The 23,399-nt window shown below is 72.7% G+C and carries 20 protein-coding genes; 7 read left to right on the plus strand and 13 right to left on the minus strand.

Translation table 11 applies throughout. The features are described from left to right. Positions 1-19 precede the first annotated feature (19 nt). The 7 genes from ACF08W_RS19715 to ACF08W_RS19745 form a co-directional block, all read right to left on the minus strand. The gene (locus tag ACF08W_RS19715) at positions 20-1,267 is read right to left on the minus strand and encodes a GAF domain-containing protein (RefSeq protein WP_392279988.1); all 1,248 of its coding nucleotides are present in this window, start codon (positions 1,265-1,267) and stop codon (positions 20-22) included. Positions 1,268-1,372: 105 nt separating this feature from the next. Further along, a complete protein-coding gene (locus tag ACF08W_RS19720; protein WP_385217049.1) occupies positions 1,373-1,966 on the minus strand; it encodes an N-acetylmuramoyl-L-alanine amidase in 594 nt (197 codons plus the stop codon). A gap of 101 nt (positions 1,967-2,067) precedes the next feature. After that, positions 2,068-3,081, minus strand: coding sequence for an acetamidase/formamidase family protein (locus ACF08W_RS19725; RefSeq protein WP_352280338.1), 1,014 nt, complete (start codon positions 3,079-3,081; stop codon positions 2,068-2,070). Beyond that, positions 3,078-4,565: an APC family permease gene (locus tag ACF08W_RS19730; RefSeq protein ID WP_392279989.1), complete on the minus strand. Its 1,488-nt coding sequence runs from the start codon at positions 4,563-4,565 to the stop codon at positions 3,078-3,080. The genes ACF08W_RS19725 and ACF08W_RS19730 overlap by 4 nt, the downstream gene beginning before the upstream one ends. A 269-nt stretch (positions 4,566-4,834) precedes the next feature. Further along, positions 4,835-6,184 (minus strand): esterase-like activity of phytase family protein, encoded by a 1,350-nt coding sequence (locus tag ACF08W_RS19735; RefSeq protein WP_392279990.1) that lies wholly within the window; start codon positions 6,182-6,184, stop codon positions 4,835-4,837. Positions 6,185-6,344: 160 nt separating this feature from the next. After that, positions 6,345-7,682: an SWF or SNF family helicase gene (locus tag ACF08W_RS19740; protein ID WP_392279991.1), complete on the minus strand. Its 1,338-nt coding sequence runs from the start codon at positions 7,680-7,682 to the stop codon at positions 6,345-6,347. 5 nt (positions 7,683-7,687) lie between these two features. After that, positions 7,688-10,579 carry a DEAD/DEAH box helicase gene (locus tag ACF08W_RS19745; protein ID WP_392279992.1) on the minus strand — a complete coding sequence of 964 codons (2,892 nt, stop codon included), beginning with the start codon at positions 10,577-10,579 and terminating at the stop codon, positions 7,688-7,690. Positions 10,580-10,880: 301 nt separating this feature from the next. Here ACF08W_RS19745 and ACF08W_RS19750 point away from each other — a divergent pair, with 301 nt between their 5' ends. Both ACF08W_RS19750 and ACF08W_RS19755 read left to right on the plus strand, forming a co-directional pair. Next, the gene (locus ACF08W_RS19750) at positions 10,881-11,987 is read left to right on the plus strand and encodes a fatty acid desaturase family protein (protein WP_392279993.1); all 1,107 of its coding nucleotides are present in this window, start codon (positions 10,881-10,883) and stop codon (positions 11,985-11,987) included. 85 nt (positions 11,988-12,072) lie between these two features. Further along, positions 12,073-12,255, plus strand: a complete 183-nt coding sequence (locus ACF08W_RS19755; protein WP_385217027.1) for a hypothetical protein — start codon at positions 12,073-12,075, stop codon at positions 12,253-12,255. Positions 12,256-12,328: 73 nt separating this feature from the next. Here ACF08W_RS19755 and ACF08W_RS19760 read toward each other — a convergent pair whose 3' ends face one another. Continuing rightward, positions 12,329-13,189: a hypothetical protein gene (locus ACF08W_RS19760; protein WP_392279994.1), complete on the minus strand. Its 861-nt coding sequence runs from the start codon at positions 13,187-13,189 to the stop codon at positions 12,329-12,331. Between the two features lie 169 nt (positions 13,190-13,358). On the opposite strand from ACF08W_RS19760, the gene ACF08W_RS19765 reads away from it, so the two are divergent. Beyond that, positions 13,359-14,261: an oxygenase MpaB family protein gene (locus ACF08W_RS19765; RefSeq protein ID WP_385217021.1), complete on the plus strand. Its 903-nt coding sequence runs from the start codon at positions 13,359-13,361 to the stop codon at positions 14,259-14,261. A gap of 332 nt (positions 14,262-14,593) precedes the next feature. Here the strand turns inward: ACF08W_RS19765 and ACF08W_RS19770 are convergent, their stop codons facing one another. Together ACF08W_RS19770 and tatA are read right to left on the minus strand one after the other, a co-directional pair. After that, positions 14,594-15,169: a TerD family protein gene (locus ACF08W_RS19770; RefSeq protein ID WP_352280347.1), complete on the minus strand. Its 576-nt coding sequence runs from the start codon at positions 15,167-15,169 to the stop codon at positions 14,594-14,596. 159 nt (positions 15,170-15,328) lie between these two features. Continuing rightward, entirely contained in the window at positions 15,329-15,619 is a 291-nt protein-coding gene (gene tatA / locus ACF08W_RS19775; RefSeq protein ID WP_385217017.1) for a Sec-independent protein translocase subunit TatA, read from the minus strand. A gap of 194 nt (positions 15,620-15,813) precedes the next feature. Here tatA and ACF08W_RS19780 point away from each other — a divergent pair, with 194 nt between their 5' ends. After that, a complete protein-coding gene (locus ACF08W_RS19780; RefSeq protein WP_392279995.1) occupies positions 15,814-17,298 on the plus strand; it encodes an LCP family protein in 1,485 nt (494 codons plus the stop codon). 24 nt (positions 17,299-17,322) lie between these two features. Here the strand turns inward: ACF08W_RS19780 and ACF08W_RS19785 are convergent, their stop codons facing one another. From ACF08W_RS19785 to ACF08W_RS19795, 3 genes are read right to left on the minus strand one after another with little or no spacing between them, the layout of a single operon-like run. Next, positions 17,323-17,874 (minus strand): GNAT family N-acetyltransferase, encoded by a 552-nt coding sequence (locus ACF08W_RS19785; RefSeq protein ID WP_385217011.1) that lies wholly within the window; start codon positions 17,872-17,874, stop codon positions 17,323-17,325. Then, positions 17,871-20,627, minus strand: coding sequence for a magnesium-translocating P-type ATPase (gene mgtA, locus ACF08W_RS19790; RefSeq protein ID WP_392279996.1), 2,757 nt, complete (start codon positions 20,625-20,627; stop codon positions 17,871-17,873). The genes ACF08W_RS19785 and mgtA overlap by 4 nt, the downstream gene beginning before the upstream one ends. Then, positions 20,611-20,976 (minus strand): metalloregulator ArsR/SmtB family transcription factor, encoded by a 366-nt coding sequence (locus ACF08W_RS19795; RefSeq protein WP_352280352.1) that lies wholly within the window; start codon positions 20,974-20,976, stop codon positions 20,611-20,613. Before ACF08W_RS19795 ends, mgtA begins: the two co-directional genes overlap by 17 nt. 211 nt (positions 20,977-21,187) lie before the next feature. Here ACF08W_RS19795 and ACF08W_RS19800 point away from each other — a divergent pair, with 211 nt between their 5' ends. From ACF08W_RS19800 to ACF08W_RS19810, 3 genes are all read left to right on the plus strand, one after another. Next, on the plus strand, positions 21,188-21,601 hold the full coding sequence (locus ACF08W_RS19800; protein WP_366297081.1) for a roadblock/LC7 domain-containing protein: 414 nt from the start codon (positions 21,188-21,190) through the stop codon (positions 21,599-21,601). A gap of 115 nt (positions 21,602-21,716) precedes the next feature. Then, positions 21,717-22,898 carry a DUF6397 family protein gene (locus ACF08W_RS19805; protein WP_392279997.1) on the plus strand — a complete coding sequence of 394 codons (1,182 nt, stop codon included), beginning with the start codon at positions 21,717-21,719 and terminating at the stop codon, positions 22,896-22,898. Further along, on the plus strand, positions 22,873-23,361 hold the full coding sequence (locus ACF08W_RS19810) for a GNAT family N-acetyltransferase (RefSeq protein WP_392279998.1): 489 nt from the start codon (positions 22,873-22,875) through the stop codon (positions 23,359-23,361). Before ACF08W_RS19805 ends, ACF08W_RS19810 begins: the two co-directional genes overlap by 26 nt. The last annotated feature ends 38 nt before the right edge of the window (positions 23,362-23,399 follow it).

Genomic DNA, 23,399 nt, shown 5'->3' on the forward strand with positions numbered 1-23,399 from the left:
GTTGCGCCGCGCCCGGGGATCAGCGCTGTTCGGCCTCCAGGGCGTGGGCCCTGGCGAGCAGGGCCGGGCGCTGGGCGGGCGGGGCGGCCGAGGCGAGCGCCCGCCAGACCGGGAGGTCGTTCTCGCCCCAGGGGCTGTACGCCCAGTCGGCCAGGAGCCCCGGGTCGCCCCGGGCGATCAGCGCGGCCCGCAGCTGGTCGTCGAGCCGACGCCGCAGGCGGATGACGGACGGCGACTGCGAGGCCGGGAGCAGCGGCCCGGAGTACGCGTTCATCGCCGCGGCCACCGCCCCCGACGCCAGCCTGCGCGCCACCGTGTCGAAGTCCGCGTCGACCGGGGCCGCCAGCCGGTACGGGCGGGAGAGCAGGAGGTCCGGCCCCAGCAGCCGCCGCAGCCGGGAAAGCTCGGCGCGCAGGGTCACCGGAGTGACCGACTCGTTCTCGTACAGCTCGACGAGGAGTCCGTCGCCGCCCAGGCCCTCGGGTCGGCGGGCGAGCGTCACCAGGATCTCGCTGTGCCGTCGGCTGAGCCGCAACCGGCGGTCACCCGCCACCAGCAGGGCCTCGTCCCGGCCCAGCGCGCTGAGCCGTACCCGGGCGTCCGGCGCCGGGGCCAGCAGCGCGAGCTGGCTCTCGGCGGCGCGCGCCACCGCCTGGACGAACGCCAGGCTGTGCGGGTGGGCGAGCCCGTCCCCGCCGGTGATGTCCACCGCGCCCAGGACCCGGCCGGTGTGCGGGTCGTGCAGCGGGGCCGCCGCGCAGGTCCACCGCTGCACCGGGCGCAGGTAGTGCTCGGCGGCGAAGACCTGAACCGGCCGGTCCACGGCCAGCGCCGTCCCCGGGGCATTGGTCCCGGCCACCGACTCGGCCCAGCGGGCGCCCTCCACGAAGTTCATCCGGCCGGCGGCCCGACGGGGTCCTGCGGGGCCCTCGACCCAGAGCAGCCTGCCGTGCGCGTCGCAGACCGCGAGCAGATGCTCCCCGTCGGCCGCGTACGCCCCCACCAGCTCGCGGATCAGCGGCATGACGGGGGCCAGTGGATGCCCGTCCCGGTACGGGCCCAGGTCCTCCGGGCCCAGCTCGACCAGGGGCGCGCGGTCCGGACCGACCCGGGCCCTGGCCGAGCGCCGCCAGGACTCACCGACGACCGGCCGCACCGGTCCCTCCAGTCGGCCGGCCGTGGTGAACGCCTCGTGCGCGCGGCGCAGTTGGCCGATCCGCTCGCCGGGGTCCACGCCGGCGGCCAACGCCACCCAGGGGTCCTTCAACTCACCCTCCGGTCCAGGGGAATCGTGCACCCCCATCGTCACCGCGGCGGGCCGCCGCGACAACCGCCGCGCACCGGAAGTACCGGTTCGGGTGGTGCGGCCGGATCAGCCCGTCGAGTACAGGTTGACGAGCCGGATGTAGCGCACCCAGTCCCACTGGGGGCCCGGGTCGGTGTGGTCGCTGCCCGGCACCTGGGCGTGGGCGAGGATGTGCGCGCGGTCCTTCGGGATCTTGTACCGGTCGCACACCGAGGCGGTCAGCAGCGCCGACCGTTCGTACAGGGCGTTGGTGAAGTAGGAGGGCTGGTCCACCCAGCCCTCGTGCTCGATGCCGATGCTGCGCGTGTTGTAGTCCCAGTTCCCCGCGTGCCAGGCGATGTTCTGCTCCCGGACGCACTGACCGACGTAGCCGTCCGCAGAGCGCACCACGTAGTGCGCGGAGACCTGCTTCGCCGGATTCTGGAAGATCCCGATCGTGTTTCCGTACGTCTCCTGGGTGACATGGATGATCACGTACTGCACGGGATAGGCCGAAGGGCGGCTCGACACCGTGTAGTTGGAGGTGGAGGCGGGCGTCCAGTGCGCGAGGGGGTAGTCCGTGTCGCCCGCCGTGGTCGTCGCCGCGGCGCGGGCGGAGGCGGGCAGCAGGGCGGCGGCCGCGGTGGCGGCGGCTCCCTGGAGAATCCTTCTGCGGTGCATGAGTGCTCCTGTTGTGTGTGGGGGGAGAGAGATGGACAGGGCAGGGGAGGAACGGACGGTACGGGAGGAGGGACGGGCAGGGTGGGGGAGCCCGGCCGGTGTCAGCGGTCGAACAGTGCCGAGGTCTCCCGCAGATGGCGGTGGAGGCCACGATGGGGGTCACCCGCGGGCAGCCACTCCTTGCGGATCTTCGCCACGCTGGTGTAGTTGGTGTCGCACACATTGGCCAGCGGTGCCTCGCCCGCCTGGCTGATCAACTGGTACGCGTCGAGCTCGGACAGGCCGTAGTCGCGCGACAGCCATTGCACCAGGTCCAGCTGGGAGATCCGGAAGGCGTCCTCCAGCGGACGGGCCGATCCGGTCGACATGAGATGGGTGTCGGACTCGATGCGCGGCCACGGCGTACTGACGCCCTTCAACAGCTCGACCAGCACCACCGTGTTCATCGCGCACTCCACGGCCACCCCACAGGTCTCGCCCTCGCCCTGGCGGGCGTGGCCGTCGCCCAGGCTCAGCAGCGCGCCCTCGACGTTGACCCCCAGGTAGCAGGTGACGCCCGCCCGCATCTCGGGCGTGTCCATGTTGCCGCCGTGCGCGTCCGGCACCAGCGCGGACCGGACCTCCAGATTGGCCGGGGCCACCCCGACCGTGCCGTGCATCGGGTCCATCGGCAGCTCCACCTGGATGTCACTGTCCCGGGCGCTGAACAGGCAGGTGCGGCGCGCCCGGTCCAGCTGCCACATCCACACCACCTCGGGCAGCGGGGCCTGCAACGACGCGGTGGTGTGGGTGGAGGTGAGTGCCCCGAAGAGCGGCACGGTCGTGGAGGCGGCCCAGTCCCTGGCCGGTTCGATCGAGACGAAATGGACCGCGACCGTGTCCCCGGGTTCCGCGCCCACCACGTGGAACGGGCCGGTCTGCGGATTGAGGAACGGGAACTCGCAGACCTCGGAGACCAGGTCCTTCTCGGAACGGACCCGCCCGGCGAAGCAGTCCTCCGTGTACAGGTCGAGGAAGGTGCCCGGCTCGATCCGGGCCACCGGGGCCGCTCCGCCGAACGTCCAGGCGTACTCGCCCTCCTGGGGCCGGACGGTCAGGACACGGGGGTCGCTCATCGCTGCTCTGCTCCTGTCGCAGTCGTCCCGGCCGGCGCCGGGTCGTCGTCGAGGTGGATCCGCCCGGTCTCCGCCACCCGCTCCGGATGCCGGCGCATCAGCACCACCAGCACAACGACCCCGATCAGCATCCAGACACCGACGACCGGCCCCGCGTACGACACGGGTGCGCTGAGCTCGGAGACGAAGTCGAAGGCGGGGATCCCGGCGGCGGTCAGCAGCGCGGGCACGAACGCCGCGATGCCCAGGACGGGGAAGAGAAGGTGGAGCACGGGGTTGAAGGCGTCGCGGCACCGGCGCAGGAAGTATCCGGCGCACGACAGGTTCACGACGATGTACACACCGATGATTACGGTGACGATCACCGTCGCCAACAGCGTGAACGCGGTCACCGGGTCGTAGGCGAACCCGAGCCCGAGCGTCGCGCCGACCGCGATCACGAACTGCGCCGCCACTCCCGTGACGGGGGAGCGCCGCCGGGGGTGCAGCCGGGCGAAGCCCCGCGGGAAGACCCCGATACGGCCGAGCGCGAACGCGGTACGGGTCGACACATTGGCACACGCGTTGGCGTTCGCCACGGTCGAGTTGACCACGGCGAGGAAGAGCAGCACCCAGAACAGCCCGAACGAGGCACGGGCCACCCCCTCCCACGAGGCCGCGCCCGAGCTGCCGAACCCGGCGAATTCGTCGGGCCCGAAGTACACCGACATGGCGTACGTGGTCAGCACGTACACCAGACCGATGGAGAGCGCCGCTCCGAGTACGGCCCGCCGCATCGTGCGTCTCGGGTTCTTCGTCTCCTCGGCGAGCGGGGCCGCGGCCTCGAATCCCGCGAAGGCGAGCACGGTGTAGACGGAACCGGCGAAGATCCCGCTCGTACCGCCGTATCCCTCCGCGGTGTGCGACGTGCCGAACACCGAGAGGGTGTTGTCGGAACCGGCCTGGCCGATGAGCAGCGCCGCGAAGACGACGAAGACGAGCACCTCGAAGATGCCGAGCACGGTCCCGAAACGGGCCGAGGCCCGGACCCCGAAGTACCCGGCGAGCGCGATGACCACCGCCCCCAGCAGGGACCACGGCCACCACAGGTCCGCCGGGTAGGAGGACCACTCCTGGTGCAGCGTGCCCGACACGGTGAAGCCGAGCTGGAGCAGCAGCAGCGCGGGCACCAGCGCCTCGACGAAGACATAGCCCCAGCCGACGAGGAAACCGATGGCCGGATGCAGCCCCTGGGCGGAGTAGGTGGCGACGGACCCGGCGGCCGGCAGTCGGCGGGCCAGCTCGGCGACGCACGACGCGGTGAACAGACAGGCGACCAGGGCCACCACCACCGAGAGCGGCAGACTGCCGCCCGCGAAGGCGGCTCCGGCGGGGATCGACGCGGCGATGGCCGCGGCGGGAGCCATCGCCGTGACGCTCTGGAACAGGACCTCGCGCAGCCCGACGGCATCGCGTAACAGTCCGTTGTTCGATTCCCCCGACATCCCTGGCTCCCTCTGTGTCCGATGACCGGAAGGCGGTGTCCGATGTGCGGCTCTGCGTCTCGCGCGCCCTACCGTACGGGGCGCCGCACGGCTCGCGGAAGACGGTGGGAGAGGGAATCGGTTCCCCCGCGCGGGGGAGGACACCGGCATGTACGGCGATGTCGGTACGGACGTCGCGGACGGGGTGGAGCGAGGATCCCGGTCCCCGGCGGGACGGGCCGCCGGGGACCGGGGCGGGGCGGCGCACACGGGCAGGCGCCGCGCTCCGGTCAGCCGCGCAGCGGGCGCGGCAGCTTGATCTGCGTCACCGATGTCCTGATGCCGCTGTCGACCAGACGGCCGGCGGCGTCGAACGCCTCGGGGCCGTCGGTCATCCCGAAGTCGTTGTCGTTGGTGACCGCGACGGTGTCCCGGCCGGTCACCGCGACCCCCTCGATCTTCCCCGGTACGCCGGGCACCTTGCCGAGGTCGACGACCAGGCTCTTGTGGAGCACCGGCACGCCCGCGGCGGCGGGGTCGCCGAGCTGCTCGTAGGACGGGGACGTCGTCGGGTCGTCCCAGGCGGAGCCGAGGATGCCCCGCCCCTGGGGGAGCGTCACCCGGTGCAGCCGGGCCGCCCGGTCCGTGCGCTCCTCGACCAGCAGGTCGTTCCCGCCGAGCGCGACGACCGAGGAGATCTTCAGCTCGGAGGTGTCGTCCTCGCCCGGGTCCACGACGTCCACCGGGTCGAACCGGTAGGCGTACTCCGCGGTGACGGCCTGCTTCTTCGTGGAGAAACGCAGCAGCCGCACATTGCGCGAGGACTCGCCCGCGCCCTGGTCGGGCAGCGAGAGCGGGCTCTGCACCGCGATCACCAGGTCGCCGCCGGGCAGGAGGGCCAGACCCTCGAAACCGCGGTTGACCTTGCGGTGCAGCAGTACGCCGGGCAGCGCCTCCACGACCGGGTAGTCCGCACCGGCCAGATCGAGCCCCCGCGGCACGTAGCGGGTGAGCACCCGGCCGCGCGGCGAGACGTGCACCAGCGAGGGTCCGTACTCGTCGACGAGCCAGAAACTGCCGTCGGCGGCGCGGACGATGCCCTCGGTGTCCAGACCGTCGGGGTTGTACTCCAGCGGCGTCGAGGCGTCGTAGGTGTACGGGGCCTCGTCGCGGCCCGACTGGTTGGAGAGCCCCGTCACCGGGGCGCCGGAGCGGGTGGTGACGGGGATCGCGTCCACCACCCGCAGGTGCTTCCCGCTGACCCGCACCTTGACGATCGACGGGTTGAAGCCGGGCACCGGGAAGGTGCGCCGCTTCTTCCCGCCGACCTTGATCTGCCCGTTCGGCCCCCGGTCGGTGACCGTCCAGAACTCGCCCGGGCGCTCCGCCGGATAGATGTCGCTGCCGATGCCGCCGAGCTTCACCCCGCGGTCGTCCGGGACCGTCCCCGGCAGCAGCCCGTTGCTGAACCGGCCCAGCGGTACGTCGCCCAGTACGGCCGTGCCGGTGACCCGGGCCTGGCGCTCCGGGCGCCCGTGCCCGTCCGGCGCACCGGTCGCCGTTCCGGCCACGCACACCGTCGCGAGCACGGCGAGCGGCAGCCCGGCAGCGAGGGAACGACGGACAACACGCACGGACATGGAACCTCCTGGAGAACGAACAGTCCTGACGGAACAGTCCTGACGGCCGTCAGGTTCCGTGTCCGTTCTCAACGGAAGGTGACATCGGGCTGAACGTGCGGGGGGAACGCGGCGGCGGCCCGGGGGAGCCCGGGGCCGCCACGTCCCGCGTCGTCCCCGCTCAGCCCTCCGCTGGGGCCGAACCGCCCAGAGCGGCCGCCGGATCGTCGTCCGCCGGACCGGCCGGTACCCACCGGCCGTCCTCCTCGCGCAGGGGCCACCACCGCCCGTCCGGCCCGAACCGGAGCTGGACGCCGCCGTCCGCCGAGGTCCAGCGGTTGCCCTTCTCCCGCAGTGCGGGCCGCTCGCCCTCGTCCCAGGCCGCCGCGATCCGGGCCCGCGCCCGGGCCATCGCCTCCCGGTCCGGTGTCCACTCCTCCTCCAGCACGCTGAGCCCGGCGACCCCTCCGTACCGCCACGCCCGGACCGCCGCGTCGAACTCGGCGGGGCTCCGCCGCGAGCCGACCGCCAGCCGCTTCGCGATCCACGGGGCGGGGCGGGCCTCGGCGGCCAGCCGCACGGCGTCCTGACATGGCGTCAGGAGCATGGGTGGCGGACGGTGTTCATGACCCGGCGCGAGCGCGTCGGTCAGCATCCGGTGGGCGCGCGCCGCACCGTCCGCCGCCAGCAGCTCCAGCGCCGCCGGATCGATACCGGCCCGCGGCTCGGTCTCGGTGTCCAGCGAGGGAGCCGGCCCGGGAGCGTCGGGCAGCGGCGGAGGAGCGGGCAGCGGGGGCAGGATGTCCCGGGCCGCGAACGCCTCGTCGGCCGGTACGCCCTCGTCGTCGGCCGGTAGAGGGGAGCCACCGGTGGGCCCGTGTCCCTCCGCGCGGACCGCGATGCGGATCTGGAGTTCGTCCAGGAGCCGCCGCTCACCGCGCCCCCGCATCAGCAGCAGCACGAACGGGTCCTGGTCCAGCAGCCGCGCCACCTGGTAGCAGAGCGCGGCGGTGTGCGGGCAGTGGTCCCACGCCTCGCAGGTGCACTCCGGGTCCAGGTCACCGATTCCGGGCAGCAGCTCCACCCCGGCCGCCTCGGCGTCCTCCACCAGATGCGGGGGCATCTCGCGGTCCAGCAGCGCCGCGATGTGCCCGGCCCGCTCGACGGCCATGCCCAGGAAACGGTCCCACTCCACCGCGTCCAGCTCCTGGAGCAGCACGTCGCTGCGGTACGTGGCGTCGCCGTCGCGGACCAGCGCGGTGATCCGGCCGGGCCGTACGGAGACCGCGCCCACCCGGCCCTCGCGGGCGAACCTCCGTCCCTTCTTGAGCTGTTGGCCGTCCAGCGCGGTGTCCTCCAGCGCCTTCAGCCAGGCCCGGCCCCACCACGTCACGGCGAAGCCCCGGCCCTGTGCGGGCGGCAGCGCGGCGAACGTCCGCTCCTGACCGGGGCCCGTCGCCTCCTCGTCCTCGCCCGGGTACGCGTCGCCTTCGTACGCGTCATGGTCGCTCTCGTGCATGCCGTTCATCGTGCGCCCCCTCGCAGCTCCACCAGCTCGGCCAGTTCCGCGTCGGACAGTTCGGTCAGGGCCGCCTCGCCGGAGCCCAGCACCGCGTCCGCGAGACCCTGCTTGCGGGCCAGCATGTCGGCGATCCGGTCCTCGACCGTGCCCTCGGCGATCAGCCGGTGCACCTGGACCGGCTGCGTCTGCCCGATCCGGTACGCGCGGTCGGTGGCCTGCGCCTCGACCGCCGGGTTCCACCAGCGGTCGAAGTGCACGACATGGCCGGCCCGGGTGAGGTTGAGGCCGGTTCCGGCCGCCTTCAGCGACAGCAGGAAGACCGATGCCTCGCCCGCCTGGAAGCGGCCGACCATCGCCTCGCGCTCGGCGACGGACGTGCCGCCGTGCAGGAACTGCGTACGGATCCCGCGTGCCGCCAGGTGCCGTTCGAGCAGCCGGGCCATCCGCACGTACTGGGTGAACACCAGCACGCTCGCCCCCTCCGCCAGGATCGTGTCGAGCAGCTCGTCCAGCAGCTCGACCTTGCCCGAGCGGTCCGCGACCCGCGGCTCCTCCTCCTTCAGATACTGCGCCGGATGGTTGCAGATCTGCTTCAGCGCGGTCAGCAGCTTGACGACGAGACCGCGCCGGGCGAAGCCCTCGGCGCCGGAGATCGCATCCAGGGTCTCGCGCACCACCGCCTCGTACAGCCCCGCCTGCTCGGCCGTCAACGACACCGTGCGGTCGGTCTCGGTCTTCGGAGGCAGCTCCGGCGCGATGCCCGGATCGGATTTGCGACGCCGCAGCAGGAACGGCCGCACCAGCGCGGCGAGCCGTTCCGCGGCCGCCGGGTCACCGCCCTCCACGGCGCGCGCATAACGGGTGCGGAAGGTGCCGAGCCGGCCCAGCAGGCCGGGGGTGGTCCAGTCGAGGATCGCCCACAGCTCGGAGAGGTTGTTCTCCACCGGGGTGCCCGTGAGCGCCACCCGGGCCCGTGCGCCGATCGTCCGCAGCTGCCTGGCCGTCGCCGAGTACGGGTTCTTCACATGCTGCGCCTCGTCCGCGACCACCATGCCCCACCCGGTCTCCGCGAGCCTCGCCGCGTCGAGCCGCATGGTGCCGTACGTGGTGAGGACGAACTCGTCGTCCCCCAGCGAGTCGAGGCTGCGCGCGGAGCCGTGGAAGCGGCGTACGGGGGTGCCCGGCGCGAACCGTTCGATCTCCCGCTGCCAGTTCCCCATCAGCGAGGTGGGGCAGACCACCAGCGTCGGCCCGGCGGCGGACTCGACGGTCCGGCGGTGCAGATGCAGCGCGATCAGCGTGATGGTCTTGCCGAGTCCCATGTCGTCGGCGAGGCAGCCGCCCAGCCCGAGCGAGGTCATGGTGTGGAGCCAGTTCAGCCCGCGCAGCTGGTAGTCGCGCAGGGTCGCGTCCAGGGCCTCGGGCGGGCCGATCCGCTGCTCGGCCCCGTCCGGATCGGCCAGGCGCCGGCGCAGCCGCTCCAGCCAGCCGGTGGCCTGCACCTCGACCCGGCGCCCGTCCACCTCGGCGGAGCCGGTGAGGACGGCACCCAGGGCGTCGATCGGGGCGACCTTGCGGTCCTGGGTCTCGCGGGCGCGCCGGGCTTCTTCCGGGTCGATCAGCACCCACTGGTCCCGCAACCGCACCACCGGCCGGTTCGCCTCGGCGAGGCGGTCCAGCTCGGCCCGGTCGAGCCGCTGATCCCCCAGCGCGAACCGCCAGTCGAACGCCAGCAGCGCGTCGGCGGAGAGCAAGGTGTCCGCCCCGGACCCCGTACGGGCCGCGCCGCCTCCCTCCTCGTCCCGCTCCTCGTCGGGCGGTCCGATCACGGCCCGTGCGGTGAGCTCGCGGGCCAGTTCCTTGGGCCAGTGCACCTGGACACCGGCCGCGGCCAGAGCGCGTCCGGCGGGGCCGAGGAGCTCGACGAGCTCGTCGTCGGCCGGGTCCACGGCGTCGGGGACCGAGGCGGACAGCAACGGCGACAGCGGGGGCCAGGCGCGGGCGGCCCGGCGCAGTGCCAGCAGCACGTCCATCCGGGCGCGCGGCCCGAACGCGGCGGCCGTGCGCGCGTCACCCGCCCAGACCTCCGCGGCGTCGGCGACCAGCGCGGGGTCGCTGACGCTGTGGATCTGGAGCACCACCCGGAAGGCCGGGCCGCCGGCCCGTTCCGCGTCGGCGCCGTCCGTCTCCGGTGCGGTGAGGCCGGAGACCTCCACCCGCAGCGAGAGGCGTACGCCCGCGTCGTGCCCGGCCGCGACGTCGGCGGCCCAGGCCCTGTCGCCGGGCAGCCGCTGGGGTTCGTCCGCGGCGAAGGCGGGGCCGCCGCCGGCCGCCACGGCCGCCGGGGTCCTGGGCAGCCCGTCCGCCACGGCGTCGAGGAACGCGCGCAACAGCCGTTCGGGCGCGGGGAGCAGAAGAGGCTGCCCGGCCGGACCGTCGATCGGCACGGCGTGGGCCGACGGCGGCATCGAGGCCGCGAGCGTCCGGATCAGCGCCTGGTCGTCGGCGGTCAGCGGGCCGACCCGCCAGGCATCGTGATCGGTGGCGCTCAGCCCCGGCAGCAGCAGCCCCCGGGCGGCGAACTGAAGGGCGAGGAGCGCGGCCGCGCCCCAGAAGGCGGCCGGGGCGGACGCGTCCGCCGAAAGGCGCGCACGCGTCAGTACCGGCAGCGACTCCCGGACCGGGAGGAGCCGTGCCGGTACGGCGTACAGCCGTGCGTCGGCGTCGACGACGGTGAGCTCCTCGACGGCACCGGGACCGTCGGGGGGAGGACTGCCGTCCGGATGCCAGAAGGCGATCCGGCCGGTACGGGCGGGGTCCCCCGGGAGGAAGACCACGGAGCAGGCGGAGAGTGCGGAAACCTCGGAGAGCGTTGCGGCAGGAAGTCTGTGCACAGCGAAGCCGAATTCCTCAAATTTGACTAGTGGGATGTCGGGGCGTCGGGGGCGCCGAGGGTACCCCACCCCCGCCCCGCGACGTGAGCGCGATCGCTGTGACATGCGACATGTTCCGGAGCCCCTGGCTGTGCCCTCATGCCGGAAGGCGCTGTTCCGGGACGCCGGGGGTGGAGGCAGCACCCCCTGGGGAAGGGGGTTTGCCCCCAGGGTTCCGGGGTGCTGGCGCCATGGTCGACGCATCGGTGACAGCCCTACGTTTTTCCAGGTCAACGCAGCTTTTCCAGAGACCGGAGACATCATGCCCCAGGCCATGGCCGACACGGCGGGAGCCACCCGCGACGGTGCGGCAAGCGCTGTTGCGGAAGATCCCGCCACCACGCCTGCGGCAACCGGCGCGGAGGAAACCGCCCCGCCCCGGGGCAGCGACTTCGCGCCCCTGCTCAGGGCGGTCAAGGGGCAGGGCCTGCTGGACCGGCGGACCGGCTGGTACGCGACCGGCATCACCGTCAACCTGGCCGCACTGGCCGCCGTGATCACCGGGATGTTCCTGCTCGGCGACACCTGGTGGACGCTGTTCCTCGCGCTGCCGCTGGCGGTCTTCTGGTCGCGCACCGCGTTCATCGGGCACGACGCCGGACACGCCCAGATCACCGGCGACGGCCGGGCGGGCCGGGCCATCGGCCTCTTCCACGCCAATCTGCTGCTCGGTATGAACGAGGCGTGGTGGAACGACAAGCACGTCCGCCACCACGCCAACCCCAACCACATCGACAAGGACCCGGACGTCGCCGTCGGGGCACTCGTCTGGACGCGGCACCAGGCCGCCCGGAGGGCCGGCTTCGCCCGCTGGCTCACCCGTCACCAGGCCCGGCTCTTCTTCCCGATGCTGCTCCTCGAAGGCATCGCGCTCAAGGTCTCCGGCTTCCAGTACCTGCGACGGCAGCCCGCCCGGGAGCGCCTGCTCTCGGCCCTGCTCCTCGTCGCCCACCTGGGCCTCTACGCCGCGCTCCTCCTCACCGTCCTGTCGCCGGGCAAGGCCGTCGCCTTCGCGCTCCTCCACCACGCGCTGTTCGGCCTCCATCTGGGCATGGCCTTCGCGCCGAACCACAAGGGGATGGAGATGCCCGACCCGGACGGCGAACGATGGGGCCACCTCCAGCGCCAGGTCCTCACCTCCCGCAACGTACGCGGCAGCGCCCTCACCGACTGGTTCCTGGGCGGGCTGAACTACCAGATCGAGCACCACCTCTTCCCGAGCATGCCCCGGCCCCATCTGCGGCTGGCCCAGCCCCTGGTACGGGCCCACTGCCAGGCGCTGGGCATGCCGTACGCGGAGACGGGACTGGTCGAGTCCTACCGGCAGGCGCTGCGGCACATGCACGAGGTCGGCGAACCCCTGCGCTGAACGTCCCTCACTCCTGGAACCGACGGACACGCACAGGCGTTCTCACAGCAGATGCGGCTTCGGGCCGTGAAGGAGGATACGGACGATGTCGAACAGCGCGAAGATCGCCATCGGGGGAGTGCTCGCCGCGGTCGTCCTGATGCCGTTCATCGGCTTCTGGCTGTCGCTGCTGGTCCTGGTCGGAGTCCCGGTCGTCGGCTATCTGCTGCTGGACCCCGGGCAGCGGCGCAGACTCCGCCGGATCACCCGCAAGGAGATAGGCCGCTGAGCCGGGGGAAGGGCCCCGAGCAACGCGTGGCCACCGACGCGGTCCCGCCCCATGGACGGCCGGCGGGGGCCGGTCAGGCGGGCCGGACCGCCAGCGCGTCCAGGGCCGACAGCAGGCCGGGCAGCTCGGCTCCCCGGCCGACCGGCAGCACCTCGCCCGGCTCCTCGTCCAACAGCACGAAGGCGATGTCGTCGGTCCTGGCCACCAGGGACCAGCCGGGGCCGTCGGCGCGCAGCATCCGCGCGTCCTCCGTGGCGAAGGAGGACCGGACGCGGCCGGGCGGCGGCGGGGAGTCGACGTACTCCCGGGCCTCCGCGAGCACCCGGCGCACCCCCGGGTGCGCACCGGACGAGGTCCCGGAGTCGGCCTCACTCTCACCCTTTACCTCAGGGTGAGAGTCGGGCGCCGCCGAGGCGGGGGCGAAGTCGGTCGCGTCGTCGATCTGCTGCCGCCACGCCGCCCACTGGTGGGCGATCTCGTCCGCTCCCATGCGCCGTTGGGCGGGCCCCCACGTCTCCGTGTCCGGCGGCGACAGCGGCGCACGATCGGCGCCCTCGGCCTCCGGATCCGGTGCGGGATCGTGGGGCGCGGCCACGCCCGGTGCGGCGACCGCCAGCGGGAGCGGCCAGCCCGGCAGCGCGCAGACCACCGACCGGTCGTCCGGGGACAGGTCGTACTCCATGCCGCAGTCCCAGGCCGCGATCGCCACGGCGACCAGCGACACGTCCTCAACGACGACGGTCCACCGCGCGCCCGCGCCGTCCTGCCCGAGCACCAGCCCGTACCCCTCGGCATACGGCTCGATGCCGAGCACCGCACACGCGGCCGGATAGTCGTCGCCGAGCGCGGTCGGGAACTGCGCAGGCGTCAGCAGCGCCGCGGTCAGCACATACAGCGCGTCGTCGTCGGCGACCGTGTCGTTCGGCGTGGCCACAGCACCCTCCTCGTCGGTCGTCCTCGGGTCGTCGGCGCACCTTAACGACTGAGCGCCCCGTGCGTCGAGGCCGCAGAGCCGGGTGAACGCGGGCCTCTCCGTATCCCCGTGAGAACCACCCCGCCGCGGCTAGAGTTGGATCTCCGGCCGACGAACAGGGGGCAGCGCGGTGAAGCGGTACGACCGGCTGAAGGAGATCCAGCGTCTCGACCCGGAGCGCGACTTCCTGCGCATCTACCGGATCACGGCGACCTACGAGTTCCCCTGGGACCTCGCCCGCGCCCTCGAACTGGCCCTCTACCGCACCTACGCCGTGCCCAGCATCGGCCGCCTCCTCGCGCGGACCGCCGAGCTGACGGACCGTTCACAGAAGCGCTACGACGACACCGCGCTGCTCCTCGACACGGTCCTGGAGCACGGCTTCGACAGCGGATCGGGCCGCACGGCGCTGCGCCGGATCAACCAGATGCACCGCAGCTACGACATCAGCAACGACGACATGCGCTATGTGCTCTGCACCTTCGTCGTGACCCCGAAGCGCTGGCTCGACAGCTACGGCTGGCGCAGGCTCTCCGACCACGAGCTGCGGGCCTGCGCCGCCTACTACCGGACCCTGGGCAGCCACATGGGCATCAAGGACCTGCCGCAGACCTACCAGGACTTCGAGCGAACCCTCGACGCCTACGAGGCGGAGCACTTCGGCTGGGACGACGGCGCGCGCCGGGTGTCCGACGCCACTCTGGACCTGATGGGTTCCTGGTACCCGCGCCCCCTGGCCCCCGTCGCCCGCAAGGCCGCGCTCGCGCTGCTCGACGACTCCCTGCTCCGGGCCTTCCGCTACCCCCGCCCCGGCTCCGCGGCCCGGAATCTGACCCGGGGCGCCCTGCGGCTCCGGGCCCGGGTGATGCGGCTCCTGCCCCCACGCACCCACCCGCACTACGCCCGGCAGAACCCTGAGGTCAAGGGTTACCCGGACGGCTACGAGGTCGCCGAGCTGGGCACGTTCCCGCGCCCCGGCGTCGGCGGCTGCCCGGTCCGGCACCAGCACCGCCCCGGCGCCCCGGCGGAATGACCACGAGGGTACGGGGAGAGGGCAGGGCGTCCGCGCGGCAAGGGCGAGGAAACCGCCGTCCTCGTCGGTGTACGCGTCGAGCTGGAAGCCCGAACGCGCCAGCAGCGGGCGGGGGTCGGGCCCGGCCCGCAGAGCGCCGTCGGTGACCGGGCGGCCGTGGCGCGCCGCGAGGGCGGCCCGCCCGATCGGGTGGAGGGGCGCCGGCCGCCCTCCCGGTCGCACCACCCGGGCGAGCTCGGCCAGGTCGTGACCGGGCGCGGAACGGCGGCCGTCACCGGCCTGGCCCCGAGAAAGGGGCGGGCCCGCGACGGCCGTCGTCCCGCGCCGCCGCCTCAGACGTTGACGCCGTAGTCCGACGCGATTCCTGCGAGGCCGGAGGCGTACCCCTGGCCGACGGCGCGGAACTTCCACTCGCCGCCGTGCCGGTAGAGCTCACCGAAGACCATGGCGGTCTCCGTCGAGGCGTCCTCGCTGAGGTCGTAACGGGCCAGCTCCACACCGTTCGCCCGGTTGACGACACGGATGAACGCGTTGCGGACCTGGCCGAAGCTCTGCCCGCGGCTCTGCGCGTCGTGGATCGAGACCGGGAAGACGATCTTGGCCACGTCGGACGGGACCGTCGCCAGGTCCACGTTGATGGACTCGTCGTCGCCCTCGCCCTCGCCGGTGAGGTTGTCGCCGGTGTGCTGGACCGAGCCGTCCGGGCTCGTGAGGTTGTTGTAGAAGACGAAGTGCAGGTCGGAGAGGACCTTGCCGGACTCCGAGCAGAGCAGCGCGCTCGCGTCGAGGTCGTGGTCGGCGCCCGTCGTCGTCCGTACGTCCCAGCCCAGGCCGACCGTCACTGCGGTCAGGCCGGGTGCCTCCTTCGACAGGGAGACGTTGCCGCCCTTGGCCAGGGTCACACCCATGAAACATCCTCCATTGATCCAGTGGTCCAGCGGTTCGGTGACGGAGCCTCGGCTGTCGTCACCAGGTCAACGACGGCATCGTGACCATGGTTCCCATGCTTGCGCAAGCCGTGAAGTGATCGTTCCGCGAGTTGCTTCCCGCGGGGGTGGTGCGGAGTGTTACGCGGTCGGTTCGGTGCGGGCGGTGCGCGGATCGGTGTGCGGCGTCGTTGTTCCACCGATGACCTGCGCGCCGGTGCGGGCGGTCTGCGGTTCGGCGTGAGGTGCCTGCGCATCGGCCCCCGGTGTCGGTGTGTCGGTCTCCTTCATGGCCTTCGCCTCACTCTTCAGGATCCGCATGGATTTGCCCAGGGCCCGGGCCGTGTCCGGCAGCTTCTTCGAGCCGAACAGCACGATCACCACAATCGCCACGATCAACAGGTGCCAGGGTTCGAGGCCGTTTCGCAACATGGGGGGTCCCACCCTTCCTTTCGGTTCTTTGGCCGGAGTTTCCGCCCCGCGCCGACTGACAGTGCTTCAGGCTGACTATGGGCAGGTCCGATGATCCACTCGGGCGCTGACACTTGCTACATTGCGCAACTGTACAACCATGAGGGGGTGGCGCACGTCCTCCCTCATGGAAACCGGACGGATGGGGTGGGCCGATGGCGGGACGTCGGAAAGCGGCAGCGAGCAGGGGCGCGGTGCGCCTGAGGCGCACGGCCCTGGTCGGGACATCGTTCATGGTGCTGCTCGTCGCGGGCGCCGGATGGGCCTACCTCAAGCTCGGCGGCTCCATCGACACCTTCAGCGCGGACGGGATCTCGGACAACCGGCCGCCCGGCTCCGCGCAGGGGCAGAACGTCCTGGTCATCGGGTCGGATTCGCGCTCGGGCGACAACAGCGGTCTGGGTGGTGGCACGGGCGAGGTGGGGCGTTCCGACACGGCGTTCCTCCTGCACGTGTACGGTGACCGCGAGCACGCGGTGGCGGTGTCCATCCCCCGTGACTCGCTGGTCGACATACCGCCCTGCAAGGGACGGGACGGCAAGTGGACCGAGCCGCAGCACCGCGTGATGTTCAACTCGGCGTTCACGGTGGGGGAGACCGCCGAGGGCAATCCCGCCTGCACCCAGAACACCGTGGAGCAGCTCACCGGTCTGCGGGTGAACCACACCATCGTCGTCGACTTCGTCGGCTTCTCCGCACTGACCTCGGCCGTCGGCGGCGTCCCGGTCTGCCTGCCCAATGACGTCTACCAGCGGGACCTGAGCCCGAAGCGCCCCACCCGGGGCGAGAAGATCTTCTCCAAGGGGCGGCAGACCGTTTCCGGACAACGGGCGCTCGACTACGTCCGGCTGCGGCACGGAATCGGTGACGGCTCGGACATAGGGCGTATCAAACGGCAACAGGCCTTCGTCGCCGCCCTCATCAAGAAGGTCAAGTCCAACGGGCTGAACCCCACCACACTGCTGCCGCTCGCCAATGCGGCCACCGACGCGATGACCGTGGACCCCGGACTCGGGTCGGCGGACAAGCTGCTGTCCTTCGCCCTGTCGATGAAGAACGTCGACCTGCACAACACCAAGTTCGTCACCGTTCCCTGGCGCTACGAAGGCCCACGTGTCGCGATCGTCGAGCCGGACGCCGGTGCTCTCTGGGCGGCGCTCAAGGCCGACCGCACCATCGACGGGAAGGACGCCAGCGGCAAGAAGTCCGACGGCGGCGACGGAAAGGGAGGCAACCCGGGGGCCGCCGCGAACGCCCCGGTCTCCGGCAGGGGTATCAGCGTCGCGGTCTACAACGGCACCACGACCCCCGGCCTCGCCGCGCAGGCGACCGAGCTCCTGCGCTCCCGGGAATTCACCGTCACCACCACCGGCACGGCGAGCAGCCAGGACCACGCCACGACCGTCGTCGAGTACGGGCCGGGCCTCCGGGAGCAGGCCGAGACCACCGCGCGGCTCTTCGCCGGAGCCAGGGCGGTCGAGTCGACCGCCCCTGGCATCCAGGTCATCCTGGGGACCTCGTACGCCCAGAACCCCACGGCCGCCCCCGGGGCGACGGCGCCCACCACCGTTCCCCCCACCGTCGCCGACGAGGGCCGGTCCGCCGACGACGACCCGTGCGCCAACCTCTCGTACGGCTGACGATCCCCCCAGGGACCGGCCCGGTCAGCGCGACGGCCCGGCCAGCCGGAGCCGCAGAACGGGGTGACGGGGCGGCGCGAAGCCGTACGACTCGTACAGCGCGGTCCCGTCCCCGGTGGCGTTCAGGGCCACCTCGGCGACGGAGGTCTCCGTGCGGAACCAGTCGAGCAGGGCGTCGAGACAGACCCGGGCGTGACCGAGGCGGCGGCGACGGGGGTCGGTGCTGACGTTGAAGACGTGCCCCTGGAGGCCGCCGAGGTTCGTCGGCCCCGGGGCACGCGCGTCGCACGCCCCTGCTGCGCCGGAGACCACACCGAGCTCGGGATCATCGACCAGGAACGCCGCGAACAGGCCGGGCCGCCCCAGTCGGTCGGTGAACCAGTCGGCCGAGGCCGCCCGCCACGGCGCGTCGGGGCCACCGGTCTCCACCCCCATGCCGTCCAGCATCAGCCCCCGCAGCCGCACCAGCGCCGGCACGTCGTCGAGCGTGGCGCGACGGGCACGTGTCCCGCCCGGGCCACCGCGCTCCGCATGGCCGCCGGGCTGCGTCGAGGGGTGGGTGTGCGGTGGGCTCATGACTGGCTCCACTTCCGTTCGTAGCGGTTGCGGGCCGCCCGCAACGCGGCCGCGTACAAGGTCAGCACCGATGCCAGCAGCAGGTAGTACAGCGGCGGCAGCGCGCTCATGCCCAGCAGTCCGCCGAACGGCGTGAGCGGCAGCAGCAGGCCGACCACCGCGAGGCCGCAGGCGGCCATCCGCAGCGGCCCCCCGCCGCGACCGCCGGCGGCCCGACCGCCCGTGCGGAGCAGCAGCATCACCAGGGCCTGGGTGAGGAGGTTCTCGGTGAACCACCCCGAGTGGAACGCCTCCTGCTCGCCGGAGGCCGTGGAGCCGTGCAGGGCGATCGCCAGCACCGCGAAGGTCGCCAGGTCGGCGGTGGCGTTGATCAGCCCGAAACCCGTGATGAACCGGAGGAAGTCGCGTGGCCGGAGCAGCGCGGGCCGGCGCAGCACCTCGGCGGCGGGACGGTCGAAGGCGAAGGCGAGCTGCGCCACGTCGAAGCAGAGGTTCTGCACCAGCACCTGTGCCGGAAGCATCGGCAGGAACGGCAGCATCAGTCCCGCCGCCAGCATCGCGATGACATTGCCCAGGTTGGACGAGAGCGTGATGCGCAGATACGTCGCGATGTTCCCGCTGGACCGTCGTCCCGCGGTGATGGCGTCGTCGATCGCGGCGAGGTCCTTCTCGGCCAGCACCACGTCGGCGGTCTCCCGCGCCACGTCGACCGCGTCGCGCGGGCAGATCGCGACATCCGCGGCATGCATGGCGGGCAGGTCGTTGACACCGTCCCCGAGGAACCCGGTGGTCCGCCCGGTGGTGCGCAGCGCGGAGACGATGCGGGCCTTGTGCTCCGGAGTGCACCGGGCGAAGACCGTGGCCCGCTCGGCGGCCTCGGAGACCTCCGCGTCCGACAGCGCGTCGAGCCGCTCGGCGGGTACGACCTCGCCCGGATCGAGGCCGAGGTTCCGGCAGGCCCGGGCCACGGTGCCCGGATCGTCGCCGGTCAGGACCTTGACGTCGACCCCCTGGTTCCGCAGCGCGTCCAGCGCGCCGGACGCGCTCGGCGCGAGCGCGTCCTGCAGCGTGACGAAGCCGAGGAAGACCAGCCCCCGCTCGTCGGACGGGGTGTACGCGCGCGCCCGGGCGGGCCGGTCGGTCCGTGCCACCGCGAGCAGCCGCAGTCCGCTCGCGGTCTCCCGCGCGGCGAGCGCCCGCAGCCGGCTCCGCTCGGTCTCCTCCAGCACGCACCGTTCCAGCACCGCCTCGACCGAGCCCTTGGTCACGAGGGTGTGCACCCCGAGCCCGCCGGGGCGGCGGACGACCGCGGTGGAGAGGCGGCGCGCCGGATCGAACGGCAGCGCCGCGACACCGTCGTACGCGGACCAGTCCTCGCCGCGTTCCTCGGCCGCGTCCAGCACCGCTTCGTCGAGCGCGTCGGGGGAGGGCAGGTCGGCGAGCTCCAGCGTCCACAGTGCGTTGACCGCGGCCCAGTGCAGTACCTCGGGGTCCTCCCGGCCCGAGGCGTCCAGCGCCTGCTCGACGACCGGGCGGTCCTGGGTGAGGGTCCCGGTCTTGTCGACGCACAGCACGTCGACGGCACCGAGATCGTGCAGCGCGGGCAGCCGTTTGACGATGACCCGGTGGTCCCTGGCGAGCAGCGAAGCGCCCCTGGCCAGTGCGGTCGTGACGATCACCGGCAGCATCTCCGGCGTGAGCCCGACGGCCACCGCGACGGCGAACGGAAGCGTCTCCAGGCCCCGGCCGCGCAGCGCCGCGTTGGCCATCAGGACCAGCGGCGGGGTCAGCAGCATGAAACGGATCAGCGTCCAGGAGATACCGTGCACCGACCGGTCGAAGGCGCTGGCCCCGCGCCGGCGCGCCGAACCGTCGTAGGCGGCGGCGAACCGGGTGTCCCCGCCCGTGGCCGTCACGACCGCCGTGGCGCTGCCGGAGGCCACGCTGCTGCCCTGGAAACAGAGCTCCGGCCGGGTGAACAGTCCCTCGGGGCCGACGTGCGCGTCCCTTGTGGAGCGCGGTCGTGGCACCGGTTCGACGGGATGCTTGGCGACCGGCACCGACTCGCCGGTGAGGGCCGACTGGTGGACGGTCAGCCCGCTCGCCCGCAGCAGCCGCACATCGGCGGGTACGAGATCGCCGGCGGCGAGCCGGATCACGTCGCCCGGGACCAGCTCCGCGACGGGCAGTTCACGGGCCTGCGGCGCCGCGTCCGGGCCGGTGCGGCGCAGGACGGTCGCGGTGGTCGCGACGAGCGCCCGCAGCGCGGCCGTCGAACGGTCGGCCCGGTGCTCCTCCACCGAGCGCAGCAGGCAGCTGACGACCACGAGCACCAGCGTGACGCAGGCCGTTCCCCAGGAGGACACGGCCGCCGAGACCAGGCCCAGGCACAGCAGCACGGAGGTGAAGGGGTCGCGCAGGCTCCGCAGGAAACGCCGGGGCCAGGAGACCGGGCGCCAGGCGGGCAGGACGTTCTCGCCGCAGCGTACGAGCCGGTCGGCGGCCTCTTCCTCCAGCAGCCCGCGCGGACCGCTGTCCAGTGAACGGAGCACCTGGAGAGAGGTGGAACCGGCTTCCGTCCCGGCGGTCGGGACGGAAGCGGCAGCGGCGGCGGGGGCCGGGGCTCTCCGTGTTCCCGGCAACGGCAGGACGACGGCGGACGGGCCGTCGTGACCGGCGCCGCCGGGGAGGGTGCTGGTGGGGTCTGTGCTGCCGGGACCTGCGGCGGCACTGCTCTCAGGCACCGAGTCCACGGAGGCGTGAGGGCGGTGCGGGGGCGTGCCCGGCGCGCTCGGCGAGCTGGCCGACCATCAGCCGGACGACGGTCACCACGTCGGGGTCGTCGACCAGGTACACCTGGCGGCGGCCTTCCCGCCGGGAGCGGACGAGTCCCGCGAGCTTGAGCTTGGTCAGATGCTGGCTCACCGACGGGAGCGTGCCGCCCACCCGGTCGGCGAGACCGGTCACATCGCTCTCCCCCTGGGCGAGAGCCCAGACGATGTGCAGCCGCGCGGGCGTCGCCAGCAGGCCGAAGGCCGCGGCGGCCTCCGCCAGCACCTCCGCGGGCGGATCCTCGAAACCGCCATCGGCAGCTGTCGGCACTCTTCGCTCTCCCTGTCCGCTTCCGCTCCGCGTGGCCCGGGCGACACCGTCGTCCGTCCGTGCGGTCCGTTCGTGTCTTCCGTTCCCGAAGCGTCCAGTGTAGGTGCCGGACCAAGCCACATGAGAGAGGAGTCCTTGCCCCCACGTGACCGGTGCGCAAGGCTTGTACCAACGGGGCACGGGGAACGTATGAGCGGGGAGGAGCGGGGAAATGGCGCTGAACAGGGGACTCGACTGGCTCCTTGACGATCTCACGAGCAGGGTCGAGTACATACGGCACGCGCTGGTGCTGTCGAACGATGGACTCGTCACGGGCGCGAGCGCGGGCCTGGCTCGCGAGGACGCCGAGCATCTGGCCGCCGTCTCATCCGGTTTGTACAGTCTCGCGCGGGGATCGGGGCGCCACTTCCGGGCCGGTAGGGCTCGTCAGACCATGGTGGAGTTCGACGAGGCGATGCTCTTCGTGACGGCGGCCGGCGACGGCAGTTGTCTCTGTGTGCTGAGCGATGCCGAGGCGGATGTCGGACAGGTCGCGTACGAGATGACGCTGCTGGTCAACAGGGTCGGCGAGCACCTGGGCGTCGAGGCACGGCAGTCGGCGGAGGAAGAGGACGACCGCGCCTGACCGGTGCGGCGGTATCCGGCCGGTCGTCGGAGTTATCCACAGGCCCGACGGGCGGATCCCCTTCGGGGTTACGGTGCTCACAGAGAGTAACCGAAACCTCATGGGGGAGAGCGACATGGCTGTTGCCGAAGAAGCGCGGACGGAAGCGGCCGGTCCGGGGGCGGGCGGCGCGGCCGCCGAAGGCACGATGACGGTGGGTGCGGCGGCGCGCGAACTGGAGCTGAAACGTGGTGAGTTCGTGATCGCCGCGCATCTCGGGCTGATCCGCTTGACCTCCTCGCGGGACGGCAGGCGGTCCCGGGTCGGCTGTGGCGAGGTCGAACGCCTCCGGTCGCAGGAGGGCTTTCCGGACGTCCTGCGAGCCAGGGTGCGCACGGTCGGCACGGCGCAGGGGGCCGAGCAGCTCGGGATCAGCCCGGACCGGTTCACCAAGCTCGCCCGCGCGGGATGCCTCACGCCCATCGCGTTCTATCTCAACCGGTACCGGGCGGTCGTCTGGCTGTATCTCGCCGACGAGATCGCGGACTTCGGCGCGCGGGAACCACGGCTCCTGGAAGGCCGGAGTCCGGCCTGGCTGCTCGGCCGGCTCGCGGACGGCGCCGACTGCCGGGCGCGCAACTGGCGTTCACGGCGGGTCGAGCGTCTGTGCGGTCTGACGGAGGATCCGTGGGCCCGCGCGGCCGTGCTCGCGGAGACGCTGGACCCGGTGCAGTTGGCGGAAGTGGTCGACGATCCCTACGAGCGCGCCTACCTCGCCAGGATCGGGCCCGAGCCGGTCTTCGGTCCGGTCGGGCCGCCGTGGGCGCGCGAGACCATGGCGCGTCTCATGCAGGCGGACGAGCCGGACGAACTGCTGTGGCGGCGGGTGACGCTGATCATGGAGTTGGACCATGCCAGGGATGTCCGGCCGGCCCCGCGCCCGGACGGTGCGTGGCGCGACCTCTTCCCTGTGGGCCCGGAAACCGGGGGCGGCGCACCCGGGCAGCATGCTCGGGCCGAAGCCGAAGCCGAAGCCGAAGCCGAAGCCGAAGCCGGTTCCGGGGCCGTGCCGTGTGGGGAGGCGGACCGGGGCGTGGTGGGCCCGGTGGCACCGGCGGGCGGTGGACTGCTCGCCCGGATCGGCCGGTTCCGTACGCGCAGGGCGGCCGACCGCCGGCGCGTCGGGCCACGGCGTGCGTCGGTGGGGCGGCCTTCGGGGGCGACTGCCGTCCGTGACCGCGGGGCGCGCAAAGCGCTCGCGTGCGGAGAGCGGGCACGGCATCCTGACCCGCATGATGATCAGGGAAGCCACACCTGAGGACTGGCCCGCCATCTGGCCGTTCTTCCATGAAATCGTCGCTTCGGGCGAGACGTTCACCTACCCGCTGGACCTCGGGCAGGAGGAAGCCCGCTCCTGGTGGCTCCTCCAGGCCCCCAACCGGACGGTGGTCGCGGTCGACGAGGAGGGTACCGTCCTCGGCACGGCCAAGATGAACAACAACCAGAGCGGCAACGGCGCGCACATCGCCAGCGCCAGTTACATGGTCGATCCGGCACACGCGGGGCGGGGCGTCGGGCGGGCCCTGTGCGAACACACCCTGGAGTGGGCGCGTACGGAGGGGTTCCGGGCGATGCAGTTCAACGCGGTCGTCGAGACGAACGTGAACGCCGTCAGCCTCTACCGTTCGCTCGGCTTCGAGATCCTGGGAACGGTGCCGGAGGGATTCGAGCACCCGAGGGAGGGATTCGTCGGACTGCACGTCATGCACCGCCGTCTGTGATCCGGCCGCGCCGACGGCGGCCCCGGGCGCTGCCGACG

Origin of the sequence: Streptomyces sp. NPDC015144, assembly GCF_043079735.1 — a bacterium.
Classification (GTDB): Bacteria; Actinomycetota; Actinomycetes; order Streptomycetales; family Streptomycetaceae; genus Streptomyces.